General features: G+C 52.2%; 20 protein-coding genes. 9 read left to right on the top strand and 11 right to left on the bottom strand.

Annotated features, from left to right (window positions below; translation table 11 throughout):
* Positions 1-87 precede the first annotated feature (87 nt).
* The 5 genes from JNUCC32_RS04530 to JNUCC32_RS04510 form a co-directional block, all read right to left on the bottom strand.
* Positions 88-1,368, bottom strand: a complete 1,281-nt coding sequence (locus JNUCC32_RS04530; RefSeq protein WP_192571241.1) for a bacillibactin exporter BcbE — start codon at positions 1,366-1,368, stop codon at positions 88-90.
* A gap of 109 nt (positions 1,369-1,477) precedes the next feature.
* On the bottom strand, positions 1,478-3,181 hold the full coding sequence (locus JNUCC32_RS04525; RefSeq protein ID WP_036664013.1) for a methyl-accepting chemotaxis protein: 1,704 nt from the start codon (positions 3,179-3,181) through the stop codon (positions 1,478-1,480).
* 312 nt (positions 3,182-3,493) lie between these two features.
* A complete protein-coding gene (helD, locus tag JNUCC32_RS04520; protein WP_192571240.1) occupies positions 3,494-5,824 on the bottom strand; it encodes an RNA polymerase recycling motor HelD in 2,331 nt (776 codons plus the stop codon).
* 293 nt (positions 5,825-6,117) lie between these two features.
* Positions 6,118-7,176 (bottom strand): FUSC family protein, encoded by a 1,059-nt coding sequence (locus JNUCC32_RS04515; protein WP_015736402.1) that lies wholly within the window; start codon positions 7,174-7,176, stop codon positions 6,118-6,120.
* Positions 7,177-7,283: 107 nt separating this feature from the next.
* On the bottom strand, positions 7,284-7,970 hold the full coding sequence (locus JNUCC32_RS04510) for a phosphatase PAP2 family protein (RefSeq protein ID WP_192571239.1): 687 nt from the start codon (positions 7,968-7,970) through the stop codon (positions 7,284-7,286).
* Between the two features lie 185 nt (positions 7,971-8,155).
* On the opposite strand from JNUCC32_RS04510, the gene JNUCC32_RS04505 reads away from it, so the two are divergent.
* Positions 8,156-8,800 carry an SDR family oxidoreductase gene (locus JNUCC32_RS04505; RefSeq protein ID WP_192572595.1) on the top strand — a complete coding sequence of 215 codons (645 nt, stop codon included), beginning with the start codon at positions 8,156-8,158 and terminating at the stop codon, positions 8,798-8,800.
* A 171-nt stretch (positions 8,801-8,971) separates the two neighbouring features.
* Here the strand turns inward: JNUCC32_RS04505 and mnmH are convergent, their stop codons facing one another.
* On the bottom strand, positions 8,972-10,024 hold the full coding sequence (mnmH, locus tag JNUCC32_RS04500) for a tRNA 2-selenouridine(34) synthase MnmH (protein ID WP_096776746.1): 1,053 nt from the start codon (positions 10,022-10,024) through the stop codon (positions 8,972-8,974).
* A gap of 45 nt (positions 10,025-10,069) precedes the next feature.
* Complete coding sequence (gene selD / locus JNUCC32_RS04495) at positions 10,070-11,122, bottom strand: selenide, water dikinase SelD (protein WP_192571238.1); 1,053 nt, start codon at positions 11,120-11,122, stop codon at positions 10,070-10,072.
* Between the two features lie 296 nt (positions 11,123-11,418).
* Between selD and JNUCC32_RS04490 the strand changes: the two genes are divergently transcribed.
* The 4 genes from JNUCC32_RS04490 (at position 11,419) to JNUCC32_RS04475 (ending at position 15,312) form a co-directional block, all read left to right on the top strand.
* Positions 11,419-12,489 (top strand): permease, encoded by a 1,071-nt coding sequence (locus tag JNUCC32_RS04490; protein ID WP_192571237.1) that lies wholly within the window; start codon positions 11,419-11,421, stop codon positions 12,487-12,489.
* Positions 12,490-12,620: 131 nt separating this feature from the next.
* Positions 12,621-13,793, top strand: a complete 1,173-nt coding sequence (locus tag JNUCC32_RS04485) for a peptidyl-prolyl cis-trans isomerase (protein WP_015736408.1) — start codon at positions 12,621-12,623, stop codon at positions 13,791-13,793.
* 152 nt (positions 13,794-13,945) lie between these two features.
* Positions 13,946-14,290 carry a LytTR family transcriptional regulator DNA-binding domain-containing protein gene (locus JNUCC32_RS04480; protein WP_009590070.1) on the top strand — a complete coding sequence of 115 codons (345 nt, stop codon included), beginning with the start codon at positions 13,946-13,948 and terminating at the stop codon, positions 14,288-14,290.
* A 200-nt stretch (positions 14,291-14,490) separates the two neighbouring features.
* Positions 14,491-15,312 carry a YwaF family protein gene (locus JNUCC32_RS04475; RefSeq protein WP_192571236.1) on the top strand — a complete coding sequence of 274 codons (822 nt, stop codon included), beginning with the start codon at positions 14,491-14,493 and terminating at the stop codon, positions 15,310-15,312.
* A gap of 98 nt (positions 15,313-15,410) precedes the next feature.
* Here JNUCC32_RS04475 and JNUCC32_RS04470 read toward each other — a convergent pair whose 3' ends face one another.
* The 4 genes from JNUCC32_RS04470 to JNUCC32_RS04455 form a co-directional block, all read right to left on the bottom strand.
* Positions 15,411-16,403, bottom strand: a complete 993-nt coding sequence (locus tag JNUCC32_RS04470; RefSeq protein ID WP_192571235.1) for an aldose 1-epimerase — start codon at positions 16,401-16,403, stop codon at positions 15,411-15,413.
* A gap of 113 nt (positions 16,404-16,516) precedes the next feature.
* Positions 16,517-18,247 (bottom strand): glycerol-3-phosphate dehydrogenase/oxidase, encoded by a 1,731-nt coding sequence (locus tag JNUCC32_RS04465; RefSeq protein WP_192571234.1) that lies wholly within the window; start codon positions 18,245-18,247, stop codon positions 16,517-16,519.
* Between the two features lie 187 nt (positions 18,248-18,434).
* Positions 18,435-19,925 (bottom strand): glycerol kinase GlpK, encoded by a 1,491-nt coding sequence (gene glpK, locus JNUCC32_RS04460; RefSeq protein ID WP_192571233.1) that lies wholly within the window; start codon positions 19,923-19,925, stop codon positions 18,435-18,437.
* Positions 19,926-19,995: 70 nt separating this feature from the next.
* On the bottom strand, positions 19,996-21,198 hold the full coding sequence (locus JNUCC32_RS04455) for an ROK family transcriptional regulator (RefSeq protein ID WP_228468974.1): 1,203 nt from the start codon (positions 21,196-21,198) through the stop codon (positions 19,996-19,998).
* Between the two features lie 431 nt (positions 21,199-21,629).
* Here JNUCC32_RS04455 and JNUCC32_RS04450 point away from each other — a divergent pair, with 431 nt between their 5' ends.
* The 4 genes from JNUCC32_RS04450 to JNUCC32_RS04435 are packed head-to-tail and all read left to right on the top strand — an operon-like array spanning position 21,630 to position 25,799.
* Positions 21,630-22,892, top strand: coding sequence for an ABC transporter substrate-binding protein (locus JNUCC32_RS04450; protein WP_192571231.1), 1,263 nt, complete (start codon positions 21,630-21,632; stop codon positions 22,890-22,892).
* 47 nt (positions 22,893-22,939) lie between these two features.
* Complete coding sequence (locus JNUCC32_RS04445) at positions 22,940-23,881, top strand: carbohydrate ABC transporter permease (RefSeq protein WP_090908115.1); 942 nt, start codon at positions 22,940-22,942, stop codon at positions 23,879-23,881.
* A 16-nt stretch (positions 23,882-23,897) separates the two neighbouring features.
* A complete protein-coding gene (locus JNUCC32_RS04440) occupies positions 23,898-24,734 on the top strand; it encodes a carbohydrate ABC transporter permease (RefSeq protein WP_009589889.1) in 837 nt (278 codons plus the stop codon).
* A gap of 42 nt (positions 24,735-24,776) precedes the next feature.
* On the top strand, positions 24,777-25,799 hold the full coding sequence (locus tag JNUCC32_RS04435; RefSeq protein WP_192571230.1) for a Gfo/Idh/MocA family protein: 1,023 nt from the start codon (positions 24,777-24,779) through the stop codon (positions 25,797-25,799).
* Positions 25,800-25,821: the final 22 nt, after the last annotated feature.

Raw genomic sequence — 25,821 nt, 5'->3', positions numbered from 1 at the left:
ATGCACGAAAACCGGGATGATGCTTGGCCACAAGGAAAGGGATCGGCCATCCAAACTGACCCGGCATATGAGAAAAGGTCTTGTCCATTATTTATGGACAAGACCTTTCTTTTTCAATCCTTGCGGTTTCTTGAAATCGACCCGGTATGAATTCCCTCCGGAATCGTCCTCTTTTGCCTCCGGCTTCACCGCGAACAACGTAAGCAGGCCGCCTACAGCCGCCACGGCTGCCAGCGTGCCAAACATCACCCAGTGGTTCGCGCCCAGCAGGAGAGAAACGACCGGCGGCCCCAGCGATACCCCGATAAAACGCATGCTGCTGTAAAGCGAGGTGATGGTGCCGCGCTGCTCCTTCTCCACGCCTTCCGTCAGCAGCGTATCCATACACGGCAGCACCATGCCGATTCCGATACCGCCAAGCGTCATCATTCCGACGACAAAATAGATCTGTTCGTTAAAGCCGGTGACGATCAGGGAAGCCGTCAAAATAACCATGCCGGCGAAACCGGTCCACTTCTTTGCCGCTTTGTTTTTGCCCGTAAATTTACCGGCTAAATAAGAAGATAGGCATAATAAAGCCAGTGGAATTGCAAGCACCAATCCTTTTACTACGCCATGTAATTTGTAAGTGCTTTCCAGCGTCTCCGACAAATAAAAAAGAACGCCGAATACGCCAAACATTGCGATGCCGCCGATGGCGAATATCGCATACAACCATCTTCCCTTCTCATGCAAAACCCCCTTGGTCGTTTTCAAAAACTCACGCAGAGATTGTTTATCATTGTTATTCGACTTTGGCGTCTTCACGAGAAAAATGACGAGCACGAGTGAAATCAGGCATAGAACCGGAATCGATATGAAGGGCAAGAACCAGATGAAGCTTCCCAGCAGCGCACCCAATATCGGACTGACAACCTTACCGAACGTGTTGGAGGTTTCGATGATTCCCAGGCTTTTGCTAACCTCTTCTTCCTCTTTGAACATGTCGCCGACAAGCGGGATGACGATCGGGAAAGCCCCCGCTGCGCCGATTCCCTGTAGAAACCGGCCGGCTAATATGACATAATACGCCCCTGTCCCGCTTAGCAGCCAGGCAGCTACCGCGGACACAGCTCCGCCTAACGCCGCAATAATCAAGCTCGGGATGATGATCTTCTTTCTTCCATACCGATCCGACAAATACCCGGCGATCGGAATCAGCAAGATGGCTACAACGGCATACACCGTTATCAGCATACTCACTTTAAAGGAGCTGATCCCTAAAACTTTGGAAATTTGCGGCAAAATGGGAATCAGCATGGAATTGCCTAACGTCATGATGAGTGGTATGGATGCTAGGGCAACCAGATCCCATTTCTTGTTTTCCATGAGAGAAGACCACCTTTGCGTTATCTGTCATCCATATTGTAGGTTCTTTCGCCCAGAATATGCATGACGGCAAGGTGGCCGTTTTTTCCCATATGCAATTTTTCCTTAATTATACTTTAAAGCCGGACATCAACTGACGAAGCTTGCCAGACATCACGTTAAGATCTTCAACGGAATTTGTGATTTCTTCCATGGACGCCAGCTGCTCTTCCGTTGCGGCACTGACGCTTTGCGTACCGCCTGCCGTCGTCTCCGTGACCTCCTGGATTCGACGGATCGCGTGAACGAGCTCCCCGGCTCCCGAATTCATCTGTTCGGTTGCAGCGGTGACGCTTTGAATCTGACCGTTCAATTCGCCGACCGACTGCTCGATTTCCTTAAAGGCTCGCTCGGCTCCTTGCGCCACGTTCATGCCTTCGGTTACTTCGCGGGTTCCCTGTTCCATCACGCCGGCCAGATTCACGATGTCTTGCTGCAGCTCGTGAACGAACTGTCTAATTTCGACGGAGGAGTTCGATGCCTGATCAGCCAAATTCCGGACCTCTGCGGCGACGACCGCAAAACCTCTGCCATGTTCGCCAGCCCGAGCGGCCTCAATGGAGGCATTCAAGGCAAGCAGTGAGGTCTGCTCCGCAATTTCGATGATGATCTGTCCCATCGCCCCGATGTTGGAGGCCTTCTCTCCGAGCGCACGCACGGATTGCGCAGATTGGTCCACGCTGGTACGGATGCCTTCCATCTGGGTTAGCGTATGTACAAGTGCCTGTTCCCCTTCAGCCGCAAGCTTGTTCGCCGCTGCCGCCAGCCCGGAAACGTCTTGGGCTGCAAGCGCGATATGCTTCATGCCTTCCGCCATATCCGTAACGGTCGCCGTCGTTTCCTCCGTATCCTGCAGCTGGTTCTCTACCCCGGCAGCCAGCTCTTCCATAATCCCGGACGTTTGGTGGGAGGCTTGACGGATTTCCTCTGTCGTCGAATGCAGCGTCGAAGCAGCGATACCCACTTTACCTGCAGTATCCTGCACTTGGACGACCAGCTCCCTGAAGCCATCGACCAATTTATTATAAGCATCGGCTACATCCCTGATTTCATCTTTCGTTGTAATGTGTAATCGGGTAACCAGATCACCCCCGCCTTCGGCAATCTTCAGAAGCTGACTGCTCATCTGGTTCAACGGACGGATCGAACGGGTCAGGAGATAGCCCTGTATGGCAAAATAAACGACGGCGGCCGCTCCGATCAGCATGATGATCAAATTCTGAAACCGGCTGCTGGCCGCAATCTGATCAGCCTGCTTCGCCAGGGTTTCATTTTTATGTACCGTAAACTTTGCGATCAGCTCGCTAAATGACTTGCGCACTTCCCGCTCCTTGTTAAAGGCAGCTTCGTACACCCGGAAAGGGACCGCCTTGTAAAAACCGGTGTCATACCCCAATTTGTTCAATACCTCGGCAATAGCCTCGGAGTATACGACATAACCGGCTTCAATCTCGTTAAATACCTTCTGGTCTTCTTCTGCCGTCATTAAGCCTTTGGTTTCGGCCATGAGTTTGACGACGGACTCCTGTTTCGATTTCAATGAATCTGCAAAGGTCGAATCCCCGGTCAATAAGTAGCCCCGCTCATCATTGGAAACGCCAGTCAACAGGGTCTCCAATTGCGTCAGGTTATAAATGACCTTCTGGTCCTCTTCAATAATCTTGCTGAACCTCTTCTCCGTCATATTCGATGTGATAAACGCAATGATTACGATAACCGCCGTAACCGTCGCAAGTATCGTAGACGAAAGAATTAATTTTGTTTTTATCTTCATCCGCAAGCACCCGACCTTTGATATAAGTAATATACCCCCATTCCTTTTTTCGTCAAATTTGTGTCAAGAGTGAATAGGCAGGACTACCGTGAAATCGCTTAACTCGAAAATAATTGAAAAAAATTTATTAATCACCGGTCAAATGTTGATAAATTTTGGATAACTCCCTCCTTATGGTATAACAAATGCCATAAATTACTTACAATACTACATTCCATTTTTTACCTCCGCTATGAAAACGGGTTTGACTTTCATATAGTCATCATGCAAAAAGAGGCCCGCCTGAGACGGGCTCAGGCAGACCTTTTTCCTTTAAGCTTGATCGGAGATAAAGTGACTCTTCTCCCCGATATGATAGACATGCAGTTTATGCATGGCACGCGTACATGCCGTGTAGAACAGCTTACGATCGCTTTCCCGGTGGTACACGTCCTCGGCGCCGTTATAGATAATCACCGCGTCAAACTCCACGCCTTTGGCCAAGTAGGCGGGAACCACCAGCGTTCCCTTTTCAAAGGCCGGCGTGGTTTTGGTGATTAAGCGGGCGGAGATATCCGCCGACAGCTGCTGATGTACGCGCCTGCTCTCCTCTTCTGTCCGGCAGATCACCGCAACGTATTGGAATCCCTGCTCATGAAGCTCGCGGATATCGGATACGATCGCGCCATGAAGTTCTTCTTCATCGTTCACCCGAACGACTCGAGGAGCTTCGCCTTGCCGGTTGAAAGGAACGATCCGCTCCCCGCCCGGTATCATTTGTCGCGTGAAGTTAACGATTTCATACGTCGACCGGTAGCTTTGGGTCAGATTAATGACCTCCGTATCCTCTTCGCCATACAGACTCACCAGATTCTCCAAGCTTCCGAGTGCCTCTCCATGAGCATAAATGGCTTGGTTGAGGTCCCCCAGCACCGTCATTTTGGCCCGCGGGAACAAACGCTTCAGGAACTCCAGCTGAAATGCGGAATAATCCTGAACTTCATCGACAATGACATGGCGTATCGACGTATTCGTACGGAACCCTTGCAGCAGTTCCTTCAAATAGAGAAACGGCGTGGCGTCTTCGTAAAGCAATGCTTTGTCGTCCAGGGACGCAACGGTAAGATTGCATATTTCATCCCAATGTTCAGGGAGCGTCTCCAAATTTCCCGCCGCCCGGCGGAATAAGGATTCGTCCGTGTACAATTTACGGTACATACCCTTGACGTCCACATACCGGAACCGCTTGATCCAACGTCGAAGCGGCTTGAGCCGGCTGCTGACCACCATTTTCGCAAGGACGTCTTTTTCCTTATCGAAATCGTCAAACGTGTCTGCCTTCCGGTTTTGCTTGCGTCTCATCGTTTGAAAGGCCCGTTGGTAATCTTCCGTATCCAGCAGCTGGATCTGCTCCTCTACCCACGGGGCATCTTTCTCGGTCTGGGCAAACTCCGACAGGCGCTTAAGCATCCATTCCTTCATCAGATCAATGCGGCCAGCAAGCTTAACCGCCGAATCATAGCCATAGAACTGCGATGCCATCTCCTCCGAGCTGACAATCACCTTCCCCTGGAATACGACCGGCTTAAAGAGCATGCCTCCCTTTTCCAGCAGCTCCTTGTATCGTCTGATGGTGTCCAGATAAGCCCCCGAGGATTTATACGATATGCTCTCCAAGCGTGCCCGGTAACGCGGCGAATCATCCGCATTCAACAGGGTTTCCATTTGCGTGAACACGTCTTCGAGATCGAACTCCTTACCGAGCCGGTGCTCCAGATAGGACTGGAAGGTCGTCTGCTGCATATTGTCCTCGCCGAGCTCGGGAAGCACCGTGGACACATAGCTGTTGAACAGCGGATTCGGGGAGAACAGGATCATCTGGTCGGCCCGGAGCGTCTCCCGGTACTTGTACAGCAGATAAGCCACCCTTTGCAGTGCAGCCGAGGTCTTTCCGCTTCCGGCAGCCCCCTGCACGATCAGCATGCGGGTTTTGTCATTTCGGATGACCGCGTTCTGTTCCTTCTGAATCGTAGCCACGATACTCTTCATGCGGTCATCCGCGCTATGGCTGAGCACCTGCTGCAGCAGTTCATCTCCGATGGTCACGCCGGTATCGAACAGCACCTTGATCTCGCCGTTATGGATGACGAATTGGCGCTTAAGCAGCATTTCGCCCTTGACCGTACCCGAAGGCGTCTCATATTGGGCAGGGCCCGGCGCACCGTCGTAATACAGGCTAGAGATGGGTGCGCGCCAGTCGTAAACCAGAAACGTCTCCATCTTTTCGTCCAAAAAAGAACCTGTTCCCAAATAAATGGTTTCGGTCTCCGCAGTTCCATCCTCCTGAAAGTCAATGCGTCCGAAGTATGGGGATTCCACCAGCTTCCTGTACTTTTTAAGCAGCTTGCTGGACTGCAGATGAGCATGCTCGCGTTCGGCGAGCACCTGCGACTGCTGTCTCAGGTTGGTGGACGTTTCGCCCAAATCGTCCGGGTTGCTGAAGTTTACCGTAACTTCGTCCCAGAAGTCCTTCCGCATGTCAATGACGACTTCACGGATATCGCCGACGCTCGCTTCCAGCTGGGATATTTTATTTCCGATTTTTGCTGTTACTTCCGTTACCCGCGCCTGTTCCTCTTTCCAATCTTGATCGCTGATAGCCATTTGTTCATCCCCCTAATATACCGGTTGACAGCGTTAGTTAATCGTGATAAAATACAATTGTGATATTCTAACCACATATCAATAATTTAATGACAAAGCATTGTTAATTATAGCAAGCTGCCGTACATAATTCAACATGGAATTTCAGTAACCGACCCGCCGGGGCGGTTTTTTTTATGTTCATATACCATACCATTCCCGAGCCTCAAATGCCAAACTTGCTGCTTGCTGAGTTGTATAAAAACAGCCGATCAAATGTGAAATCTTGATCGGCATCCTCATGGCGAGCTCCCTTATTTTCGCAGCCACGAGAACATGGCATCCTCTTGCTCCTTATCATCCACGACTCGGCTGATTTGATCCGCCACCCGATTCAACCGGTCAAGCTGATAGCCGTAGTCGTACATGGAGGCGGCGACCACCGCCAGCCGAAGTCCGCCGGGATTTGAGCCGGGCCCGCACATCACCTGCTCCATGAAAGCTTCATTGTTCTCCGCCATGGTCTCGGCCTCATCCTCGTTCGGCTTAAGTTTATCTTCGAATTTCCACAAAATATGCTCATGGTACTTCATTAACCGCTCCAGATTGTGATCAAACTGTTCGTCGATTTCATCGGATCGATCCGCCTGGAAATAGTGGTTCTCCACCGCATCCAGCACTTCATACCCCTTGCGAAGGGATTGGAGCAGCTGCTTATACACCACGAGCTGTCTTGCTTGACTGTATTTCGCCCGCTTCAGCTTCTTCTGCTCTTCCTCAAACAAATTGTATTTGTCGGACAACGATTTGATGGCCGATTCCAGTTCTTTCTTCTCCGCACGGTAGACCGAATCCTTCATTTCATGGGAGATCGCCGTGCGCAGCAGCAGCGACATTTTGCCAAATACAATATGAATCCGCGTGATGTACTGTTCCTTCGGTTTCGGTGGAAACACAAGAATATTGATGAGGAATGCAGATATGATGCCGATAATCGTCAGAATAAAGCGATTGAGGGCAAAGTCCCATTGTCCGGAAGCTTCCATCACGGATATGACCGTAACAAGCGTAAGTCCGATGGTCTCGCCCATTTTCAGCTTCATGCAAATCATGATCACTAGAATACAGACCAAACCGACGGAAATCGGTTGATTCGATAAAAAATACCCTCCGAGCATGGCCAGAATCGCACCGAGCGTACTGGTCTGCAGCTGGTCCAGAAAATATCTCCACGACCTGTATATCGATGGCTGCATCGCGAAAATCGCGGCGATGGCGGCTACGACAGGTGATTTAAAGTCAAACAGCATGGCTAAATAAAGAGCCAGCGTCACGGCTAGGCCGGTTTTGAACATTCTTGCTCCAAACGCCACGGACAGCCCTCCTTACGCAACCCAATTTCACGTCTATGCCTACACACCATGATACATACTCCTCCGTTTGAACCGCTATTACATGAATTACCCTTACGCTTCCAATGTTATGCAGTCTCTTCATTGACATCATCCGGGTTGGCCCGCTTCCCCATCCTTTTCTCGTAAGATCGGATCATGAACCCAAGCCAAGCGCAAGAAGCCAGGTATCCGCCAACGATGTCGCTCGGGTAATGGACGCCGAGATAGATCCGACTAAGTCCGATGCTTAGAATCATCGCGATGGAAACGGCAATCAACGTCCCTCTCCCCGCTCTGCTGTCAATATGTCTCCACAACAAGTAAGCGAGCACGCTGTAGAACGAGAAGGCTCCCATCGAATGGCCGCTGGGATAGCTGTATCCCGTTATTTCGATCAGGCGGTTGATGTCCGGCCTTGCACGTTGAAACACCCATTTTAATAATAAATTCAGAATAGATGAACCGAAGACGACCACAATAAGGAGAAGAATCTCCTTGCGGTGGCCCAGAATCCAATATAGCACGGCGATCACGATCAGGCTTAACACGATCACCGGTCCGATGGAGCCTATGAATGACAGCCCGATGGCAATATCCGTAAGCAGCGGATGTTCAAGGGCTTGTACCGTCGTAATGATCGCCAAATCAAGCGCTGCCAGGCTTTCCCGCTTTACCAGCGCCGCCAGAATGACAAATCCGATGAAGCTGATCATCGAAATGAGGAATATCCAGCGTTGTCTTCCTGAAGCAGGGTATATCTTCTCTCCGCTCAACTCTCTGTTCTCCTTTGACCTTGTTTCGAAACCGTGCGATTTGGTGAAAACAAGATAATATCATTTTCCTGTCATAAAGGAAAGTCCCAAAGGGATTACATGCCAAATATCCCGTAGTCTATGTCAAAATCGCAGGGATTACTCTTTACGAGAATATATACCCAAAAGAAAAGGAGCATGTCATGATGAAGGTCCTAGTGGCCGGCGCGAACGGCCAGATTGGCAAACAGCTTACATTTCTCCTGCATGAGCATGATGCCTATAGCGTAAAAGCCATGGTTCGGAGGGAGGAGCAGGCAGCCTATTATCGAGAAGCGGGAATAGAGTGCGTAATCGCGAATTTGGAAGGATCGGTCAAGGAACTGGCGGAAGCAGCACGAGATTGCCAGGCAGTGGTATTCGCGGCTGGTTCTGGCGGAGCTACCGGATACGACAAAACGCTGCTGATCGATCTGGACGGAGCCGTCAAGATGGTGGAAGCTGCCGAAGAGGCGAAGGTCCCGCGCTTTGTGATGGTTAGCGCGATTGGGGCCCATCATCGAGAATCTTGGAACGGGGACATCAAACCGTATTATGCCGCCAAGCATTACGCGGATCGAATGCTTCGTCACAGCAGCCTCTCCTATACGATCATTCGTCCGGGAGGACTTTTGAATGAGCCTGGTACCGGCCGCATTACGGCTGCGGAGAATATCAAGGGCGGCTCGATTCCGCGCGAGGATGTGGCGAAAACGATCATGTTTGCGCTGGACGAAGAACATACCTTCCGGCGTTCCTTCGACCTGATTTCAGGCGAAACGCCTATCTCGGAAGCTCTATCGTCACTCTAAGAGCATTTCATATTCAAAAGCAAAATCGCCCCTCAAGCAAAAGCGATACCTTCGTATCTGCTAATGCTTAAGGGGCGATCTATCGTTCTATTCGAATCAGGACCGGATCGCAAAATAAAGAGAAGACATAGTGGAACTCCTTCTCGTTACGCACTCAACCGATCCTGGCATTTACGCGCCTGTCTTGTGCAGCATTCGGCTTCGCAGTATGTCTTTTACGGCATCCACCGCTTCTTCTACCCGATCTACCGCTACAACGATAGGAGCGTTGTCCTCATATTGACTGAAGGAGTAATTATATTTGGGATCATAATAATGCTCAAGCAGCAGCTGTATTCCCTGAGCATACCTTCCCTCCTCCAAAGACTTGCCAATTTCCGCGGCGATCGGAGTGTGGATTCGGTTCTTGATTAATTGAAAGGCCGCCAAATATTGCTCTTTATAAGCCGCAGGGTTGTAATCCTCCAGTATCTGGCGAACACGCTCCGCCATCGGCAATTCCAATACGATGGCTGCCCCCGACTCCTTCTTCTTCATCAGGAAATCGGGAACGACGATTTTGCCGATCCGTTTGCTCTCGGCCTCAAATAACAAATAAGGCGAATTTTCCAATTGCTTCAGCCGTTCAACCAACTCCGCATCGAAAGTCTTCTGATTGTTGGACGGCAGTCCGATATGCCCGAAGATCGAGCCGCGGTGGCCTGCGAGCCCTTCCAGGTCCACGACGGGGTAGCCTTCCTGCTGAAGCTGCCTTAGCACTGCCGTCTTGCCCGTACCCGTCAATCCGTGAAGGACAAACGCTTCCGCATCCAGACTCTTCTGCTCAAGCGTATCCAGCACATACTTCCGGTAAGCCTTAATCCCGCCCGTAATCCGATTGACATGGATATCCATCAGGGACAGCACCGTTGCAGCCGTTCGGCTGCGCATGCCGCCGCGCCAGCAATAGACCGCCTTATCTCCTTCGATCTCTTTGAACTGCTTCACGAAGCTGGGTAGCTTGGCCGACATGATGGCGAGCCCCCGCTCTTTGGCCGCATCCACGCTCACCTGCTTGTAAATCGTCCCGATCTCCGCCCGTTCTTCATCATTGAAGACCGGAATGTTCAGACTCCCCGGAATGGTGGAGTCCTTGTATTCCGAAGGGGAACGGACATCAATCAAAGTAATCTTCTTGCTGTTTTGCAGTTCCAATAATTCTTTTACGGTGATGTCTTGAAACATGTCTGTTCGCTCCTTTATGGTTACACAAACAAAACCCGGCTCATGTTACGCCTCAACGACAATGCGATTCGGATGGTCATGTACGACTTCTCCGATTCTGCCGGCTTCCAGCCCGGCTTGGCGAAGCTCTGCCAGTAATGGTTCGGCCTGCGAGCCGTCAACGGCAATGAGGAGTCCCCCTGACGTCACGGCATCGCACAATATCCATTTATCGATCTGGTCCATGCTATCCGGGAAATCCACGTCGTTTTTCACGTGTTCATAATTGTTTTTGGTGCCGCCCGGAATGACGCCCCCGTCGGCCATTTCCCGAACCCGTTCCAGAACGGGAACGGAAGGCTTTGAAATCCGGATGCCCGTGCCGCTGCCTTTGGCCATTTCGAGTGCATGGCCAAGGAGACCGAACCCCGTCACGTCGGTGCAGGCATGCACATCGTAAGGCTCCATCGTCTCGGCAGCCGTTTTGTTCAGTGCCGCCATGACGGCGGTAACGCGGCGAATCTCATCTTCAGTTAACAGATCCTTCTTAATGGAGCTCGTCAGGATGCCCACGCCAATCGGCTTCGTAAGAATCAAGGCATCGCCCGGCTTGGCTCCGGCATTGGTTCTTACCCGGTCCGGGTGAACGGTCCCCGTTACGGCAAGGCCGAACTTCGGCTCTTTGTCATCGATGGAGTGTCCGCCAACCAGGGTAACCCCCGCTTCCTTCAATTTATCTCCTGCACCTCTCAAAATATCCGTCAAGACCTGCTTGTCCAGCGTCGAAATCGGGAATGCTACGATATTCAAGGCGGTCAGCGGTTTGCCGCCCATGGCATAGATATCGCTGATGGCATTCGCCGCGGCCACCTGACCGAAATCATAAGGGTCATCCACGATCGGCGTAAAGAAATCGACGGTCTGCACCATGGCCAGATCATCCGTGAGACGGTATACGCCCGCATCATCGCTGGTATCCAGACCAACCAATAAATTAGGATTCGGCTCGGCTTGCGGAAGCTTGCGGATGACCTGCGCCAGATCGGCAGGTCCGATCTTGCAGCCGCAGCCACCTTTGGAGGAATACGAGGTTAGTTTTATTTTGTCCGATTGACTCATCACGGATCTTCCCTTCGTCTTAAGAGTGATTTTAGGCAAAGCACATGCAACAACCCCGGCGTGGATGCTTGGATAACGTCTCATCTACACCGGGGATCATCTGATATTCATCCGTTTAGCTAACACTTGTTCAAGCACACAATATCTATATTATATGGAATCGGCTGCTTCAAGTCTAACGGTCTTCCTATTTCTTGCAATTACCGGGAATATCTTTCTGCAATCTGCCGGCAATGTGATATACTATTTGATTGGATATGTAAATAATTTCACGATACATCGGGGGAGTACAGATTATGAATCACTCAAGCGACGGTGGAAGGGCCTTGAATCATACGGATCGCAGAAGAACCGTCTGGCTCATCACCATCTTCATCATCATAGCAGCAACAGGCCTTACCTATGTGAAGTGGTGGCCTTACTACGATAAAGCGCTCAAAGCTATTATGGAACACAGCATCGGCTCTTCCATATTAGGCATGGATCCGGCCGATGCCGCCCCTTCTTGGCAGGCAGCCTGGAATTATGCGCTCACCTATTTTAAAGCGGTTTGGAAAGCGGCGGTGCTCGGCATTCTGCTCGGGACTCTGGTCCAGTCGCTGCTGCCATCCCAATGGCTGCTTCGGGTCCTTGGCAAAACGACCTTCGGCAGCACGGCGATTGGAGGAATCGCCTCCATTCCGGGCATGATGTGCTCCTGCTGCGCCGCACCGATCGCGATCGGTCTGCGCAAGAAAAAGGTGTCGGTCGGCTCTGCTCTCGCGTTCTGGATCGGCAATCCAACCATCAATCCGGCAACGCTCGTATTCATGACGTTTGTTTTATCATGGAAATTCACCGTGCTGCGATTGATCTTCGGCATCCTGCTAACTTTCGGCGTCAGCTACCTGGCAAACCGCTTCGCCAAGGAAGCGGATCCCGTGGAGATCGATGCGCCTCAGAGCACGGATCAAACCGATGAGCGTCCGCTGTGGAAACGCTGGTTAACCAGCATCGGGCAGATGCTGGTTCGGGTGGTCCCGGCTTACTTTATAGCCGTTCTGCTCCTTGGCGCCATGCAGGCATGGATGTTCCCGCATTTGGGAGCGGCAGCGGGGAACACGCTCTTGGCCGTCATCTTCTTCTCCGTGATGGGAATGCTGTTCGTCATTCCGACCGCGGCGGAAATCCCGATCATCCAGGCCTTTATGGCAGCGGGCCTGGGGGCGGGTCCGGCCGCGGCGCTGCTTCTGACGCTGCCGGCTGTCAGTCTTCCGTCTCTGCTTATGGTGAGGCGTTCATTCCCTAAAAGAGTTTTGTGGTTTGTTACTGCCTCCGTCGTCCTGCTTGGGATTCTTTGCGGCGTGGCGGGAATGCTGATTCTGTAGGCAGGAACCACTTTTCCGTTTATATTTTCAATTTTTATTTTTTCTTAAGGTAAACCATAGGCTTATCTGGTAAAGTGATAAAAGAATGAACAACTCATTATTATATGCAGTCGAAGGGAGTCAATCATTACATGAAAGATAACGATTTGCAGCCAAACCATCCGGGACAGCCCGAGGATGATCAGGGACAAGCCCAAGAGAAAGAGAATAACCAACAAGATCAAGGCGGCTTGCCTCATGAAGAAGAAAGAATAGATTCCACCTATCCGGAGTCCGACGAGCTGTACAAGGATGAGAACGAACACCCAGCCGTTATGCATTCGGGAGATCAACCGCATTACGATGAACAGCCACCTGCAGATGGCGGCGGCAACGGAAGCAAAGGTTGGATGATCGCGTCGCTGGTTTTGGCGGCTGCCTTAATCGTCGTCCTGATCGTACCTCCGTTTGCCAAGGGATCCGGCAATGAAGCTATAGCTAAAGTCAACGACGTTAACATTACCAAGGATAATCTGTACGATGAGCTTGTCAGCGTAGGCGGCAAACAAACGCTGAATTCCATGATCACAGAGGAATTGATCCAGCAGGAACTGAAGAACAAGTCCATTACGGTGACCGATGCCGATGTGAATAAAGAAGTGGATGCGCTGAAGGCCTCCTTCCCTTCCGAGGAACAATTCAATATGGCTCTGCAGCAAAACGGCATGACGCTCGACAACCTGAAGGAGCAGACCAAAACCCAGGTTGAGCTTAAAAAGCTGATGGCCGACAAAATCAAGGTAACCGACGAAGAAGTCAAAGAAGTGTATGACCAAAACAAAGAAAGCTTCGCAACGCCTGAGCAGGTTCGCGCTTCCCACATCCTCGTTGAGACCAAGGAAGAAGCCGAAGCCATCGTGAAGCAGCTGAAGGAAGGCGCTGACTTCGCAACGATTGCTAAAGAGAAAAACCAGGATGCAACCAAGGATACCGGCGGCGACCTGAATTTCTTCGGACGCGGCGAAATGGACCCCGCATTTGAAGAAGCGGCGTTCAAACTGAAGAAAGATGAAATCAGCGAACCGGTGAAGAGCTCCTTCGGATACCACATCATCAAGGTTACCGATCGTAAGGAAGCAACGAATCCTACCTTGGAAGACAAGAAGGAAGAAATCCGCAGCCAGCTTGAGAACCAGAAGGTCTATGCCGAATCCACAGCCTACATTCAAGAGCTGAAGGATAAAGCTACCATCACGAATACCCTGGAAGAAGCTCCTGCTGAAGCTCCAGCAGAAGCTCCGGCTGATGCTACAGAGACACCTTAACACCTGCTGCGCCTTGAACACCAGGCAAAGCCCCTACCCTCGCGGTACGGGGCTTTTTTTTCATGCAAAATAAAAAGTTCTTTAAACCCCAAGCAAAACATGTTAGAATGTAAGCGTTATCAAATGTTGATCTTGGAAAAGGGGGAAGCAGAATGATGAAGCACGTATCGGAATCCCGCAACATGTATGAGGACTTCGTGGTGGAGACAGACATTCTGTTCTTTAAAACCGGATCGCACGGTTTGGTCAGCTTTCACGGCAGGAACTATAATATTAAAAAGAGAATGACTGCCGAAAAAATCGCATCCCTGCTGTCCGGTAAACAGTTCTATCATGTCGGCGGCAACTGCTACGTCAACGTAGACAAAATAACTACGGTAGAGCAAGGCATCGTTTATTTCGGGGAAAAGGCGCCTTCCGCTAAACATCTTCGCATTCCCAGATGGAAGCAGGAATCGCTGAAGCGCCTGGTTGCTGAAGTCAAACAGCCGGTTTGAGCGAGCAGCGGCGTATACCTTGAATCTGGCGCAGGACAAGAGAAGATCCCGTATCCGTTACATTCGGAGGCGGGATCTTCTTGCGTTGGCATGATTTTAGCAGCCTTTTTGTTCTTGGCGTCTGTTCTACATAGATACGTTAGCGACGCGGACGATTTCCTTCCCCAACGCGCTTCGGGTATATATGAATAACCCACATTATGGTAATATCGAATAAAATCTTATGTACATTCAAAAAGGAGTGGTCATGCATCGAATCCTATTTTGATCCGCAATACCCGGAAGCGTTTGCTGCCTTTTCCGTTGAACATTGGATAACCATTGGCATATGCATCATCCTTGGCCTGCTGCTGTACCTGTTCAGGACTGCCATCGCCTCCAAGCCTTCTCTGCAAAAGACCGTAAGATGGGGCCTGCTCGCTGCCCTTGCGTTGCCAGAAGCTTCCCTTCATGTCTGGTATGTGTCAACGGGAATATGGGATCCAGCCACTTCGCTTCCCTTGGAGTTGTGCAGTCTGACCCTGTTTCTCTCCATCGCCATCCTGCTTACGGATAAACGCCGCTTATACCCGCTGGTTTACTTTGCGGGAATCGGGGGAGCCCTGCAAGCTGTATTAACCCCTAATTTGGGATACCCTTTTCCGCACTTCCGGTTCTTTCATTTCTTTGTTGTCCATATCGCGATCATCATGACGGCATTGTATATGACATGGGTTCGGGGGTACCGTCCCACCTGGAAATCCATCGCCTGGACGATGGTCTTTCTTAACGTGTCCGCACTTTTAGTCGGTCTGGTCAACCTCGCTGTCGGTTCGAACTATATGTTCCTGATGCGCAAGCCGGATACGGCTTCGCTGCTCGATCTGCTGGGGCCGCATCCCGTTTATATTGTTGTAGAAGAACTTATCGCGCTATCGCTGTTTATCCTCATGCATCTCGCCTTCTTCGTCATCCCGGATCGGATGAGGCGCAGCCGCCGACGCAAACACGGGCCGGCTTCCTTGTCTTCGACAGGCGGTTGAACAAGGCATCATACAAACATAAAGCGTATGGATCGTTAACACCCCTGTCGTTTCGGGTGCTTCCATCCATACGCTTTTTTAAGGAAGGGGTCCTTCCCCTAATTCTTAAGATACAAACGGGAGCTTGCCTCCCAAATCTCGCCCGGCGCCAAACCGAACAAACCGATCTCGTCCGCAGGCAAGTCCGTGTTCGGTGCATTAACCAGGTTGATCTGCGGTTCAGGACAGAAAAATTTGCGGGACGCTTTGCTGTTCCATACCATCCACTGCTTATACGAGTTGCCGACATCGTAAACGAATGTTTTGCCTAGCTTGGTATCCGTCAGCTCCATGCGGTTTCTGCCGTTTTGCGGAACGGCCGTATAATGGTTGTCCATCGAATCGAAATAGGGATTCACGCCGCTCGTGCGAAGCAGCTTTTCCTCTGCCGTCAGCGCTTGGAACTTGCCGGTCGGCAGCATCCGGTCGCTCATCTCCCACCGCTCGCCAATGGTGATTCTCACGACGCAATCATCCGCCGTGCTTTCCGGGGCATAGGGAGCATTGATCGCCGTATGGAAGGCTAGCAGGCACGGCATGCTGCTGGTACCCTGATTCCGTATAAACACATGCTGGGCCAAGCCGTCCTGATTCAGCGTGTAGCGAAGCCGGAAGGTGAAGCGATGCGGAAGCATGGCGTACACCGGATGATGCTCGTCAACCGTGACGGAGACCACCACATAACTCTCGGTCTCGCTGCTGCCATAATCCTCGACACTCCAAGGGGTCGTATGTAAAAAACCATGGAGGTGATTGCCCGTCTCTTCTTCATTTACCGGGAATTGATAGGTTTGTCCGTTCCAAGGAAACCGTCCGTCCTCATATCGGTTAGGCGGAAACAGAACAGGAATGCCGTGAACGCCCGGACTGGCTTTGAACGCTTCCATTTCGTTCTCTTCCGGCTCGCGCAGGAACCGGTAACCGCTTACGTTATCCCTGAAAGCGATGAGATTGCCTCCGATTTCAGGCAATATCGCCGCTTCATAAGGGCCATGCTGGAGCCAAACCGCACGCTCTCCCTGATACGATCCTTCATACGCTTTGTGGTTCATCGGGTGATCTCTCCTCTCAAGTGTGAACGTATATAGATTATCATACCAGTGCCCTTACTTCTATATGTTCGGGGTAGATGGGCTGACCCATCCCCCCTCTCACGGCCGGCCGGTTAAGACGAAAGTTTGGCCTTTGGAGCGTTTGGCGGAATCGGTGCCTGGGCCGGCGGTTCGTTAGCGGCCGGCTGCGCGGCCGAAGCCAGCTCCTCATCCAGTTCCCTGGTGTACTCGGTTCTCTGCTGTTCGCTCCAGCCCAGTACGGTAGCCATATAATTGATCACGGGCACCTTCCATTTTCTCGTCCAGTCGATATGAAACAAGAGAGACCCCGTGCGGCGGATAAAAAAGTCGGCCGGCTTCGATGCCATCTCATGCTCAATGGCATACATCAGCGGAACCAATACCGACACCGGAAGCGCCGATGCCTCCGCCTGATCGGAGCCTTCCTTGGCCAAGCGGAACAATTCCGCTGCGTTTGAGCCGTACATTCGCGCCCAGTGCTCGGCAAGCTTACGGTCAATTCCTTGCGCCGCGCCGATCTCCGTCTGCTTGCGGACAAAATCCGGGAATTGGCTGGAACCGCCAACCTGACCGCCGGAAATCGGCAGATTTTTCGTTACGCTGGCGCCATATGCCTTCCCGCCGCTTTCTTGAATCCGTTTCGCTACCAGGTCAACGACGGTGTCCGCCATTTTCCGATACCCGGTCAGCTTCCCTCCCGCAATGGTGATCAGGCCGGAGGGGGATTCCCAAATTTCATCCTTGCGGGAAATTTCGGACGGGCTCTTGCCTTCCTCCAGAATCAGGGGCCGGACCCCGGCCCATCCCGATTCAACGTCTGCCGGACTTAGCTTTACGCCCGGAAACATGTAATGGATGGCCTTCAAAATATAATCCCGGTCTTCCACCGTGATCAAGGGACGTACGGGATCCGCCTTATAAACCGTGTCGGTTGTGCCGACATAGGTTTTCCCGTCCCGGGGAATGGCAAACACCATCCTGCCGTCGGGCGTATCGAAGTAGACCGCCTGGCGAAGCGGGAACCTGGATTGGTCGATGACCAGATGAACCCCTTTGGTCAGCTGAAGCATTTTTCCCTTCCTGGACTTATCCATTTCGCGCACTTGGTCCACCCAAGGCCCGGCCGCATTTACGATTTTGGTGCCGGAGACGGACTTCACAGCGCCGCCGAGCATATCCCTTACCGTAACCCCGGTAATCCGCCCATTCGCATCATAATTCAGCGACTCCGCCTTGGCGTAGTTAAACAGAACCGCCCCTCTGGCGGCCGCCTCCTTCATGACCTCCAGCGTCAGCCTGGCGTCGTCCGTCCGGTATTCCACGTAATAGCCGCCGCCCTTCAGGCCCTCCTGCTTCAGAAGCGGCTCCCGCTTTAACGTCTCGAAGGCGGACAGCATGGATCGCCGTTCTCCCCGCTTCACGCCGGCCAGGAAATCATACACCATCAAACCGATGGAGGTGCTAAACTTCCCGAAGGTGCCGCCCTGGTGTATCGGCAGCAGCATCCATTCCGGGGTCGTTACGTGCGGCCCGTTCTCGTACACCACGGCCCGTTCTTTGCCTACCTCGGCCACCATGCCGACTTCAAACTGCTTCAAATACCGCAGCCCGCCATGCACCAGCTTGGTGGAACGGCTGCTCGTTCCCGCGGCAAAATCCTGCATTTCCACCAGCAGCACCGACATGCCGCGCGTGACCGCATCCAGTGCAATCCCCGCTCCGGTGATTCCGCCGCCGATCACGATCAGATCGTAGGTGTCCTCTGCTATTCTTTGAAATCGATGCCCGCGGTCCAAACTTGAAAACGACTGTGACTGCTCCACATTGAATCCCTCCCAGTATGCTTTACCCTGTTTTTATCTATCGTTACCTTTCCCATGAAAAAAGACAGCAAAAAAGAGACCACGAAACACGCGGTAACAACCCCATAACATGAGGTATCCGCGCCTAGTGGTCTCTCCAAGTCTCCAGACATCTATTCACTTATTGATCATTATACCATATAAAATGCTAATGAAAAGCCATTGCCGCATAAACGGCTTTTTTCCAGCCGCTGTATAATTGCTCCCTTGCGCTTTCCTCCATGGTTGGTTTGAAGCTTTGCCCCATGCTCCACTTGCTGCATATCTCCTCCTGATCCTTCCAGAAGCCGACTGCGAGCCCTGCCAGGTAAGCTGCACCGAGCGCCGTTGTCTCCGTAATGTCCGGCACTTCCACCGGGACGTTCAGGATGTCGCTTTGGAATTCCATAAGAAAGGTGTTGGACACCGCTCCTCCATCCACCCGCAGGGATTCGATATGAAAGCCCGAATCCTCTTCCATCACGGAGAGCACATCGCGCGTTTGATATGCAAGCGACTCGAGGGTTGCACGGATGAAATGCTCCTTCGAAGTGCCTCGCGTCAGGCCGAAGACCGCCCCCCGCACATCGCTGTTCCAATACGGACTGCCAAGACCGACAAAAGCCGGCACCACATAGACGCCTTCGGTGGATTGGACCCGTCTTGCATAGGGCTCGCTGTCCTTGGCTTCGCGGAACATTCGAAGCCCGTCGCGCAGCCACTGTATCGCGGAGCCCGCCACGAAGACGCTGCCCTCAAGCGCGTATTGTACGCGGCCATCCAGGCCCCAGGCGATCGTGGTGATCAGCCCATGCTCGGATTGAACCGGCTTATCGCCGGTATTCATCAGCATAAAGCTGCCTGTTCCGTAGGTCGTCTTCACCATGCCTTCGGAGAAGCAGGTCTGGCCGAACAGCGCCGCTTGCTGATCGCCGGCCGCTCCGGCAATCGGAACCTCTCGCCCGAAGAAGTGATAGGATGCCGTATTGGAATATATTTCGGATGACGGCCTGACCTCAGGCAGCATGCCCTTGGGGATGTCCAGCAGCTGCAGCAGCTCCTCATCCCATTTCAATTCGTGGATGTTATAGAGCATCGTACGCGATGCGTTGGAATAATCGGTTACATGCACCTGGCCGCCCGACAGCTTCCAGATCAGCCAGGTGTCGATGGTCCCGAATATAATCTCTCCTCGCTTGGCCCGTTCGCGCGCACCGTCCACATGATCGAGGATCCATTTGATCTTCGTTCCCGAGAAATAGGGATCGATCAGAAGTCCCGTCTTCTCCCTAACCGTGGCGTCATGGCCTGCTGCAATGAGCTCCTCGCATATGCCGGCCGTCTGGCGAGATTGCCATACGATGGCGGGATAGATCGGTTCACCGCTCTTGCGGTCCCATACCACCGCGGTCTCCCGCTGATTCGTAATTCCGATGCCGGCAATCTGCTCCGTCTTCACGCCCGCTTCGGATAAGCAAGTCGCAATGACCGCCAGAATCGAGCCCCATATTTCGTTGGCATTCTGCTCCACCCAACCGGGCTTCGGAAAATACTGCGGAAATTCCCTTTGAGCGGAGTGAACGATTTGCCCTTCGCGGTTAAACAGGATCGCGCGCGAGCTTGTCGTTCCTTGGTCAAGCGCCAGAATATACTTCTCCAAGCATCTTCTCCCCTTTCTGCTTATGCATTTAACCAAAGATAACGTGCAGATGGAAACGTTGTCAAATCCATTATTCCATCAAAGAGAAGCCCAGCAGGTCCTGCAGCAGGACCGAAGCCGCACCCATCAGCTTGTCCTCCTCGCCCAGGGAAGCCAAGCCGAAAACCATGTCATCCTTCAGAATCGGCATCGCATGCCGGTCGATATATGCGCTGACCATGTCCAGCAATTCCGGATTACCATGCGCCAAATCCCCGCCTAATATCAACGCCTCGGGATTAAACATGTTCACCAGGTTGACGATGGCCGCCCCCAAGTGTTCGGCCACTTCTTCATTCAGATCCCTTGCCAGCTTGTCCCCCTTGCGAAGGGCTTCCTTGAATGCGGACGGAACAATTTTACTGTAATCCCCTCCGCTCAGCTCCTGGATCAGCGTCGGCCTTCCCGTTGCGATTGCCGTAATAATGCGGGAATACACGGCAATCCAGCTGATATAGCTGTCGAGGCAGCCTGCATTGCCGCATTCGCAGCGGATTCCGCTGCGATTCACGCTCGTATGCCCGAACTCCCCGGCACCGCCATGCTTGCCTCTTAGGAGATGATCGTTAATCAATATACCGGAACCAAGCCCGTCCCCGATGGATATATAGATCAGATTCGCGAACGCGTAATCGCCGAACCGGCGTTCGGCAAGCACAACGGAATTCATGTCATTCTCAACCCAGGTCCGCATTCCGTAGCGGTCTTCAAATATCCGTTTCAATGGAACATTCGTCATCCGCAGTTTCGTGTTATAGTGCACGACGCCCTGGCTGTCGCTCACAATGCCGGGCACGTTAATGGAAATACCGACGCACCGTTCCAGATCCTCTTGACCTGCCATGAAATCATCCATCAGCTGCAGCAGCCGTTCGATAACCGCTTCTCCCTGGAGTCCGGCTATAGGGTGCGTTTCCTTCGCGAGCACCTTCGCCTCCAGATTCATCCGGGCCAGGATCATGACCGAATTCGTTATGCTTACGGCTAACAGGAAGTGATTATCCGGATTGAATTTAAGCAGTATGGGTTTTCTACCGCCGCTGGAGGAGCCTGTTCCAATTTCCGAAACGTAGCCTTCCCTGATCAGTTCTTGAACGGCCGATGCCACCGTGGAGGGACTCAGCTTGTTTTTTTTGGCCAGTTCGATTCTGGATATAGGGCCTTCCGTACGGATCTTGTTCAGCACCTTGGACCGGTTTAGCGCCTGGATCAGCTTGTGATTGCCTTTTTTCATATTGTTCAAGCAAGTTCAACCTTTCTATGGGTTCTTCATTGTAGTGCGACTTTCTGTATCGGAAAAATGAGGTTAGAACCACTATAACATTTTCAACAAGCGGATATAAACTTATTCCATCCATCGAAATAACATACGGCGTAAGATTTGATAATGACTCTCTCATATTGTGAAAAAAAGAATTTAAAAGGATTTGAAATCGCTATCTTGAAAAATAAACAAGGTAATTATATAATCTTTCGCAATAGAAGCTGGTTATTCTGTCAAGATAGATAGCATATGGATGTTAACTTTTTTCGACAATTGGAATAACTATCGCTTTTTATACTCAAACACAAAGGGGGCGCTTTGGGGGATCGATTCACTTCGAACAAGCCACACGACCATCAACGCTTGATCAAAAACCATGTGAATTCAAGGAGGGTTATTTGATGAAAAAAAGAATGTCTGTCCTGATTTCGATACTGTTCGTGTTCTCCGCCCTGCTGTCCGCCTGCGGGGGCGGCAATGCCTCCGGAGGAGATAATGGCAAGAAGGTCATCAACGTTGCCCTGTGGGACGAAAATGTGCGGGACACGCTGGACAAATCCATCAAAATTTTCAATGAGAAGCACCCCAATGTACAGGTGAAGGTGACCTACACCCCATGGGCGGATTATTGGACCAAGCTGAAAACCAGCCTCGCCGGCAACAGCGGTCCCGACGTCTACTGGATGAACGGACCCAACTTTCACTCGTATGCCTCCTCCGGTCTGATCAAAGACCTGTCCCCCCTGATCGAGCAAAGCGGGCTCGACACCTCGGTTTATACCGAAGCGCTCGTCGATATGTATACCTATCAAGGCAAGCTTCACGGACTTCCTTACTTCCAGGATTCCGTAGGACTATTCTACAACAAAGAATTGTTTGACAAGGCCGGGCTGCCCTATCCGGACGATACCTGGACCTGGGAAACGGTAGAAGAGAACGCAGCCAAGCTGACGGATAAATCGAACGGAATCTACGGCTACATTACGCCGATCGACAGTCAAATCGGTTATTACAACTATATTGCCCAGGCCGGCGGATTCGTGATATCCGACGATAAAAAAACGTCCGGTTACGATACGCCGGAAGCTCTTTCGGCATTCAAATGGCAGCAGAGCCTGATTGAAAAAGGCTACTCTCCGAATGCGCAGCAGCAGCTTGAAACCAAGTCGCGCCAGCTGTTCGGATCGGGCAAAGCCGCCATGTTCCCGGGAATCTCCGTCAACTCTCCGGAACTGCACAAGCTGCTTGGCGACAAGCTGGGCGTCGCGGTTCTGCCCGCCGGAAAGGAAAAGGCGTCCATCGTCCATGGGCTCAGCTGGGCCATCAACGGCAAAACCAAGGTCGAGCAGGAGTCCTGGGAATTGATTCAGATTCTATCCGGCAAGGAAGGACAGGAATTGCTGGCCGACTCGGGCTTCTCGATGCCTGCTTACAAAGGCACGGAGGGAGGATGGCTGAAATCCATTCCTTCGCTTGATCTGCAAGTGTTCGTCGACAGCCTGGAGTTTGCCGTCCCGTATCCCGTATCACAAAAAACCGCAGAGTGGCAGGACGCGGAAGTGAAGGAAATCCAGGCCGCTTTCCTCGGCAAGAAAACGTTTGAAGAGGCGTTGAAAAATGCGGGTGAGCAGATGAATGCCATCCTTGCGACGGAAACCAATTAACGAACAGCCCCTTCCAATACGGAACCTAAGAAAGGACGGTGCAGCCTGTGAGCTCTCCCATCACTGTGACCACGAAACCTCCTGAAACGACGGCCAAGCGAAAGGTCGGGAAACTTGCCTTTCACGAAGCCATGTGGGGATACATCTTCATTCTGCCTGTCGTTCTGGGCCTCGGTCTGTTCTACATGGCACCTTCCGCCGCCTCCCTGTTTCTGTCGTTCACTTCCTGGGACGGATTGACTGCCCCCCAATTCATCGGGCTCGATAACTTCGCGAATTTGATGAAGGACGACAAATTCACCGGCTCCATGCTGAACACGATGCTGTATACCATCGGTACGGTACCGTTATCCGTTGCACTGGCAACGGTGCTGGCGGTGCTGCTGAACCAGAAGATCAAGGGTATGGTCTTCTACCGCACGTTCTATTTCATTCCCGTCATCACCATGCCGATCGCGGTCGGCATGGTGTGGAAATGGTTGTACAATTCCGAATTCGGATTAATCAACCATGTGCTGGGCGTCATGAACCTGCCGCAGCCCAACTGGCTGTTTGACGAGAAATTCGCCTTGTTCTCCATCGTGCTTGTCAGCGTGTGGAGCAGCATCGGTTATAACGCCGTCATTCTGCTCTCGGGTCTGCAGGGCATCTCCGGCAGCTACTATGAAGCGGCTTCGCTTGACGGAGCGGGGACGCTGTATAAGTTCTTCCGGATTACGCTGCCTCTGCTCACGCCCAGTTTGTTCTTTGTTTTGGTCATGTCCTTCATCAATTCGTTCCAGGTGTTCGACCTGATCTTCATCATGATGGATCAGCAGACCACGATGCTCGAGTCCACCCGGACGGTGGTATACAGCATCTGGGAAGACGGATTCAAATACTTCAACATGGGGTACGCTTCGGCGCAAGCCTTCATTCTCTTCGTGGTCATTCTGATCATCACCATGGTTCAGATGTACATTCAGAAGCGCTGGGTCCATTACCAATAACAGGAGGTGCGTAGACGTGACTACTTCAACCCAAGCTGAAAAAGCAAGCCGCCTGGCGGTACACATCCTGTTAGCCGTCGGGGCGCTGCTCATGATCATGCCGTTTCTGTGGATGATCTCGACATCCTTCAAGTCCTTTGCCGACTCCATGTCCGTTCCGCCGAAATGGCTGCCTGTGGAATGGCATCCGGACAACTACCTTCGTGTCATCCAAACCATTGATTTCGGCACTTATTATTTGAACACCGTCATCGTGACGGTGGGTCGCACCGCGGGCCAGCTCATTCTGTGCTCGCTGGCAGCCTACGCATTCGCCAGCTTGAGGTTCCCGTTCAAGAATGCCATTTTTCTCGCCCTCCTGGCCGTATTGATGGTACCTTCCCAAGTCGTTATGATTCCGAGCTTTGTCATCATGCGCGAGTTCAACTGGCTCGACACGTTTTACGTGCTCATCGTACCCGGCATATTCAGCGCCTTCGGCACGTTCTTGTTAAGACAGTTCTTCATGACGCTGCCGAAGGATCTGGAGGAGGCTGCCAAAATCGACGGCTGCAGTTATTTCCGAATTTACTGGAATATCTACTTGCCGTTATCCAAGGCCGCACTCGTCTCGTTGGCGATTTTCACCATCTTAGCTTCATGGAACGATCTGCTGTGGCCGCTCATTATGACGAGCTCCGAGGAGATGCGCGTCCTTTCGATCGGGATATCCAGCTTCCAGGGGCAGCATTCCACCGATTATCCGCTGCTGATGGCCGGGGCCTTGATGGCCACCCTTCCCATCATCATCCTGTTCATCTTCCTTCAGCGGTATTTCATTGAAGGCATAGCCATGAATGGGATCAAAGGATAACGGCTGAATCAGCCCACCAAGTAAAAAAGGAGTGTACGATAAATGTTACACGTGTTAGTCGTTGGGGCAGGCGCCATGGGAAAAACCCATGCCGCCGCCTATGCTTCGATGCCGGGAGTGAAGCTTGCCGGCATCGCCGATATCCGGCTGGAGAAAGCGAGGCAGCTTGCGGACGAATATGAAGCAGGCGCCTATCGTTCGTTCGAAGCGGCGGTAGAGGATTTGGGTGCAGGGCAGATTGATGTCATCGACGTCTGCCTGCCAACCCCGCTTCACAAGGACTACGTTGTCAAAGCGGCGGACATCGGCAAGCATGTCATATGCGAGAAACCGCTGGCTAGAACCGAAGAAGACGCGCGATTCATGATCAACTACTGCCGTGATAAGGGCGTGCGCTTGTTTGTCGGTCATGTGCTGCGCTTCTTCCCGGAATACGTGAAGGCCAAGTCGCTGCTCGATCAAGGCAGCATCGGGAAGCCTGCCGTCATCCGGGCTGGCCGCGGCGGCGGTTATCCGATCGGCTGGAACCATTGGTACAGCGATTTTGGAGCGAGCGGCGGCATTACGCTGGATGCGATGATCCATGATTTTGATTACCTGCGCTGGTGCTTCGGAGAAGTTGAGCGCGTCTATGCCAAGGGGCTGAACGGCCGCCTCCAGGCTCAGCTGGATTATTCGCTGGTGACCCTTCGCTTCCGCAGCGGCGTCATCGCTCATGTTGAGGGCACCTGGGCCCATGACGGCTTCTCCATGAATTTGGAGATGGCGGGCACCGGCGGCATCATTGACTACGATAGTGCCAAGGACAGCCCGCTTCTCTTCAAATCGCGGAGCAGTGCCGCGACGATTCCCGGCGTCGCCGTTCCGGAAAGTCCGCTTGAACGAAGTCCCTATTACCGGGAACTGGAACACTTTATGTCGTGCATCCGCGACGGCAGCGAACCGCTGGTTTCCGCCGAAGACGCATATGAAGCGCTTCGCATCGCACTTGCCGCTTTAGCCTCCATGGCTGCAGGCGAGCCGGTGGTTGTCGGGCACGCTGCGCTTACCCTCGCCTCGACATGAAATAAACGCGATCGATGTATTA

Source organism: Paenibacillus sp. JNUCC32, assembly GCF_014863545.1.
GTDB classification, from domain to species: domain Bacteria; phylum Bacillota; class Bacilli; order Paenibacillales; family Paenibacillaceae; genus Paenibacillus_AQ; species Paenibacillus_AQ lautus_A.
This window is presented reverse-complemented; position numbering and strand designations above follow the sequence as displayed.

Bases quoted from the DNA above. Each gene is read 5' to 3' on its own strand.
- JNUCC32_RS04530 (WP_192571241.1), bottom strand. From the start codon at position 1,368: ATGGAAAACAAGAAATGGGATCTGGTTGCCCTAGCATCCATACCACTC.
- JNUCC32_RS04525 (WP_036664013.1), bottom strand. From the start codon at position 3,181: ATGAAGATAAAAACAAAATTAATTCTTTCGTCTACGATACTTGCGACG.
- helD (WP_192571240.1), bottom strand. From the start codon at position 5,824: ATGGCTATCAGCGATCAAGATTGGAAAGAGGAACAGGCGCGGGTAACG.
- JNUCC32_RS04505 (WP_192572595.1), top strand. From the start codon at position 8,156: ATGAAGGTCCTAGTGGCCGGCGCGAACGGCCAGATTGGCAAACAGCTT.
- mnmH (WP_096776746.1), bottom strand. From the start codon at position 10,024: ATGTTTCAAGACATCACCGTAAAAGAATTATTGGAACTGCAAAACAGC.
- selD (WP_192571238.1), bottom strand. From the start codon at position 11,122: ATGAGTCAATCGGACAAAATAAAACTAACCTCGTATTCCTCCAAAGGT.
- JNUCC32_RS04490 (WP_192571237.1), top strand. From the start codon at position 11,419: ATGAATCACTCAAGCGACGGTGGAAGGGCCTTGAATCATACGGATCGC.
- JNUCC32_RS04485 (WP_015736408.1), top strand. From the start codon at position 12,621: ATGAAAGATAACGATTTGCAGCCAAACCATCCGGGACAGCCCGAGGAT.
- JNUCC32_RS04480 (WP_009590070.1), top strand. From the start codon at position 13,946: ATGATGAAGCACGTATCGGAATCCCGCAACATGTATGAGGACTTCGTG.
- JNUCC32_RS04475 (WP_192571236.1), top strand. From the start codon at position 14,491: ATGGTAATATCGAATAAAATCTTATGTACATTCAAAAAGGAGTGGTCA.
- JNUCC32_RS04470 (WP_192571235.1), bottom strand. From the start codon at position 16,403: ATGAACCACAAAGCGTATGAAGGATCGTATCAGGGAGAGCGTGCGGTT.
- JNUCC32_RS04455 (WP_228468974.1), bottom strand. From the start codon at position 21,198: ATGAAAAAAGGCAATCACAAGCTGATCCAGGCGCTAAACCGGTCCAAG.
- JNUCC32_RS04450 (WP_192571231.1), top strand. From the start codon at position 21,630: ATGAAAAAAAGAATGTCTGTCCTGATTTCGATACTGTTCGTGTTCTCC.
- JNUCC32_RS04435 (WP_192571230.1), top strand. From the start codon at position 24,777: ATGTTACACGTGTTAGTCGTTGGGGCAGGCGCCATGGGAAAAACCCAT.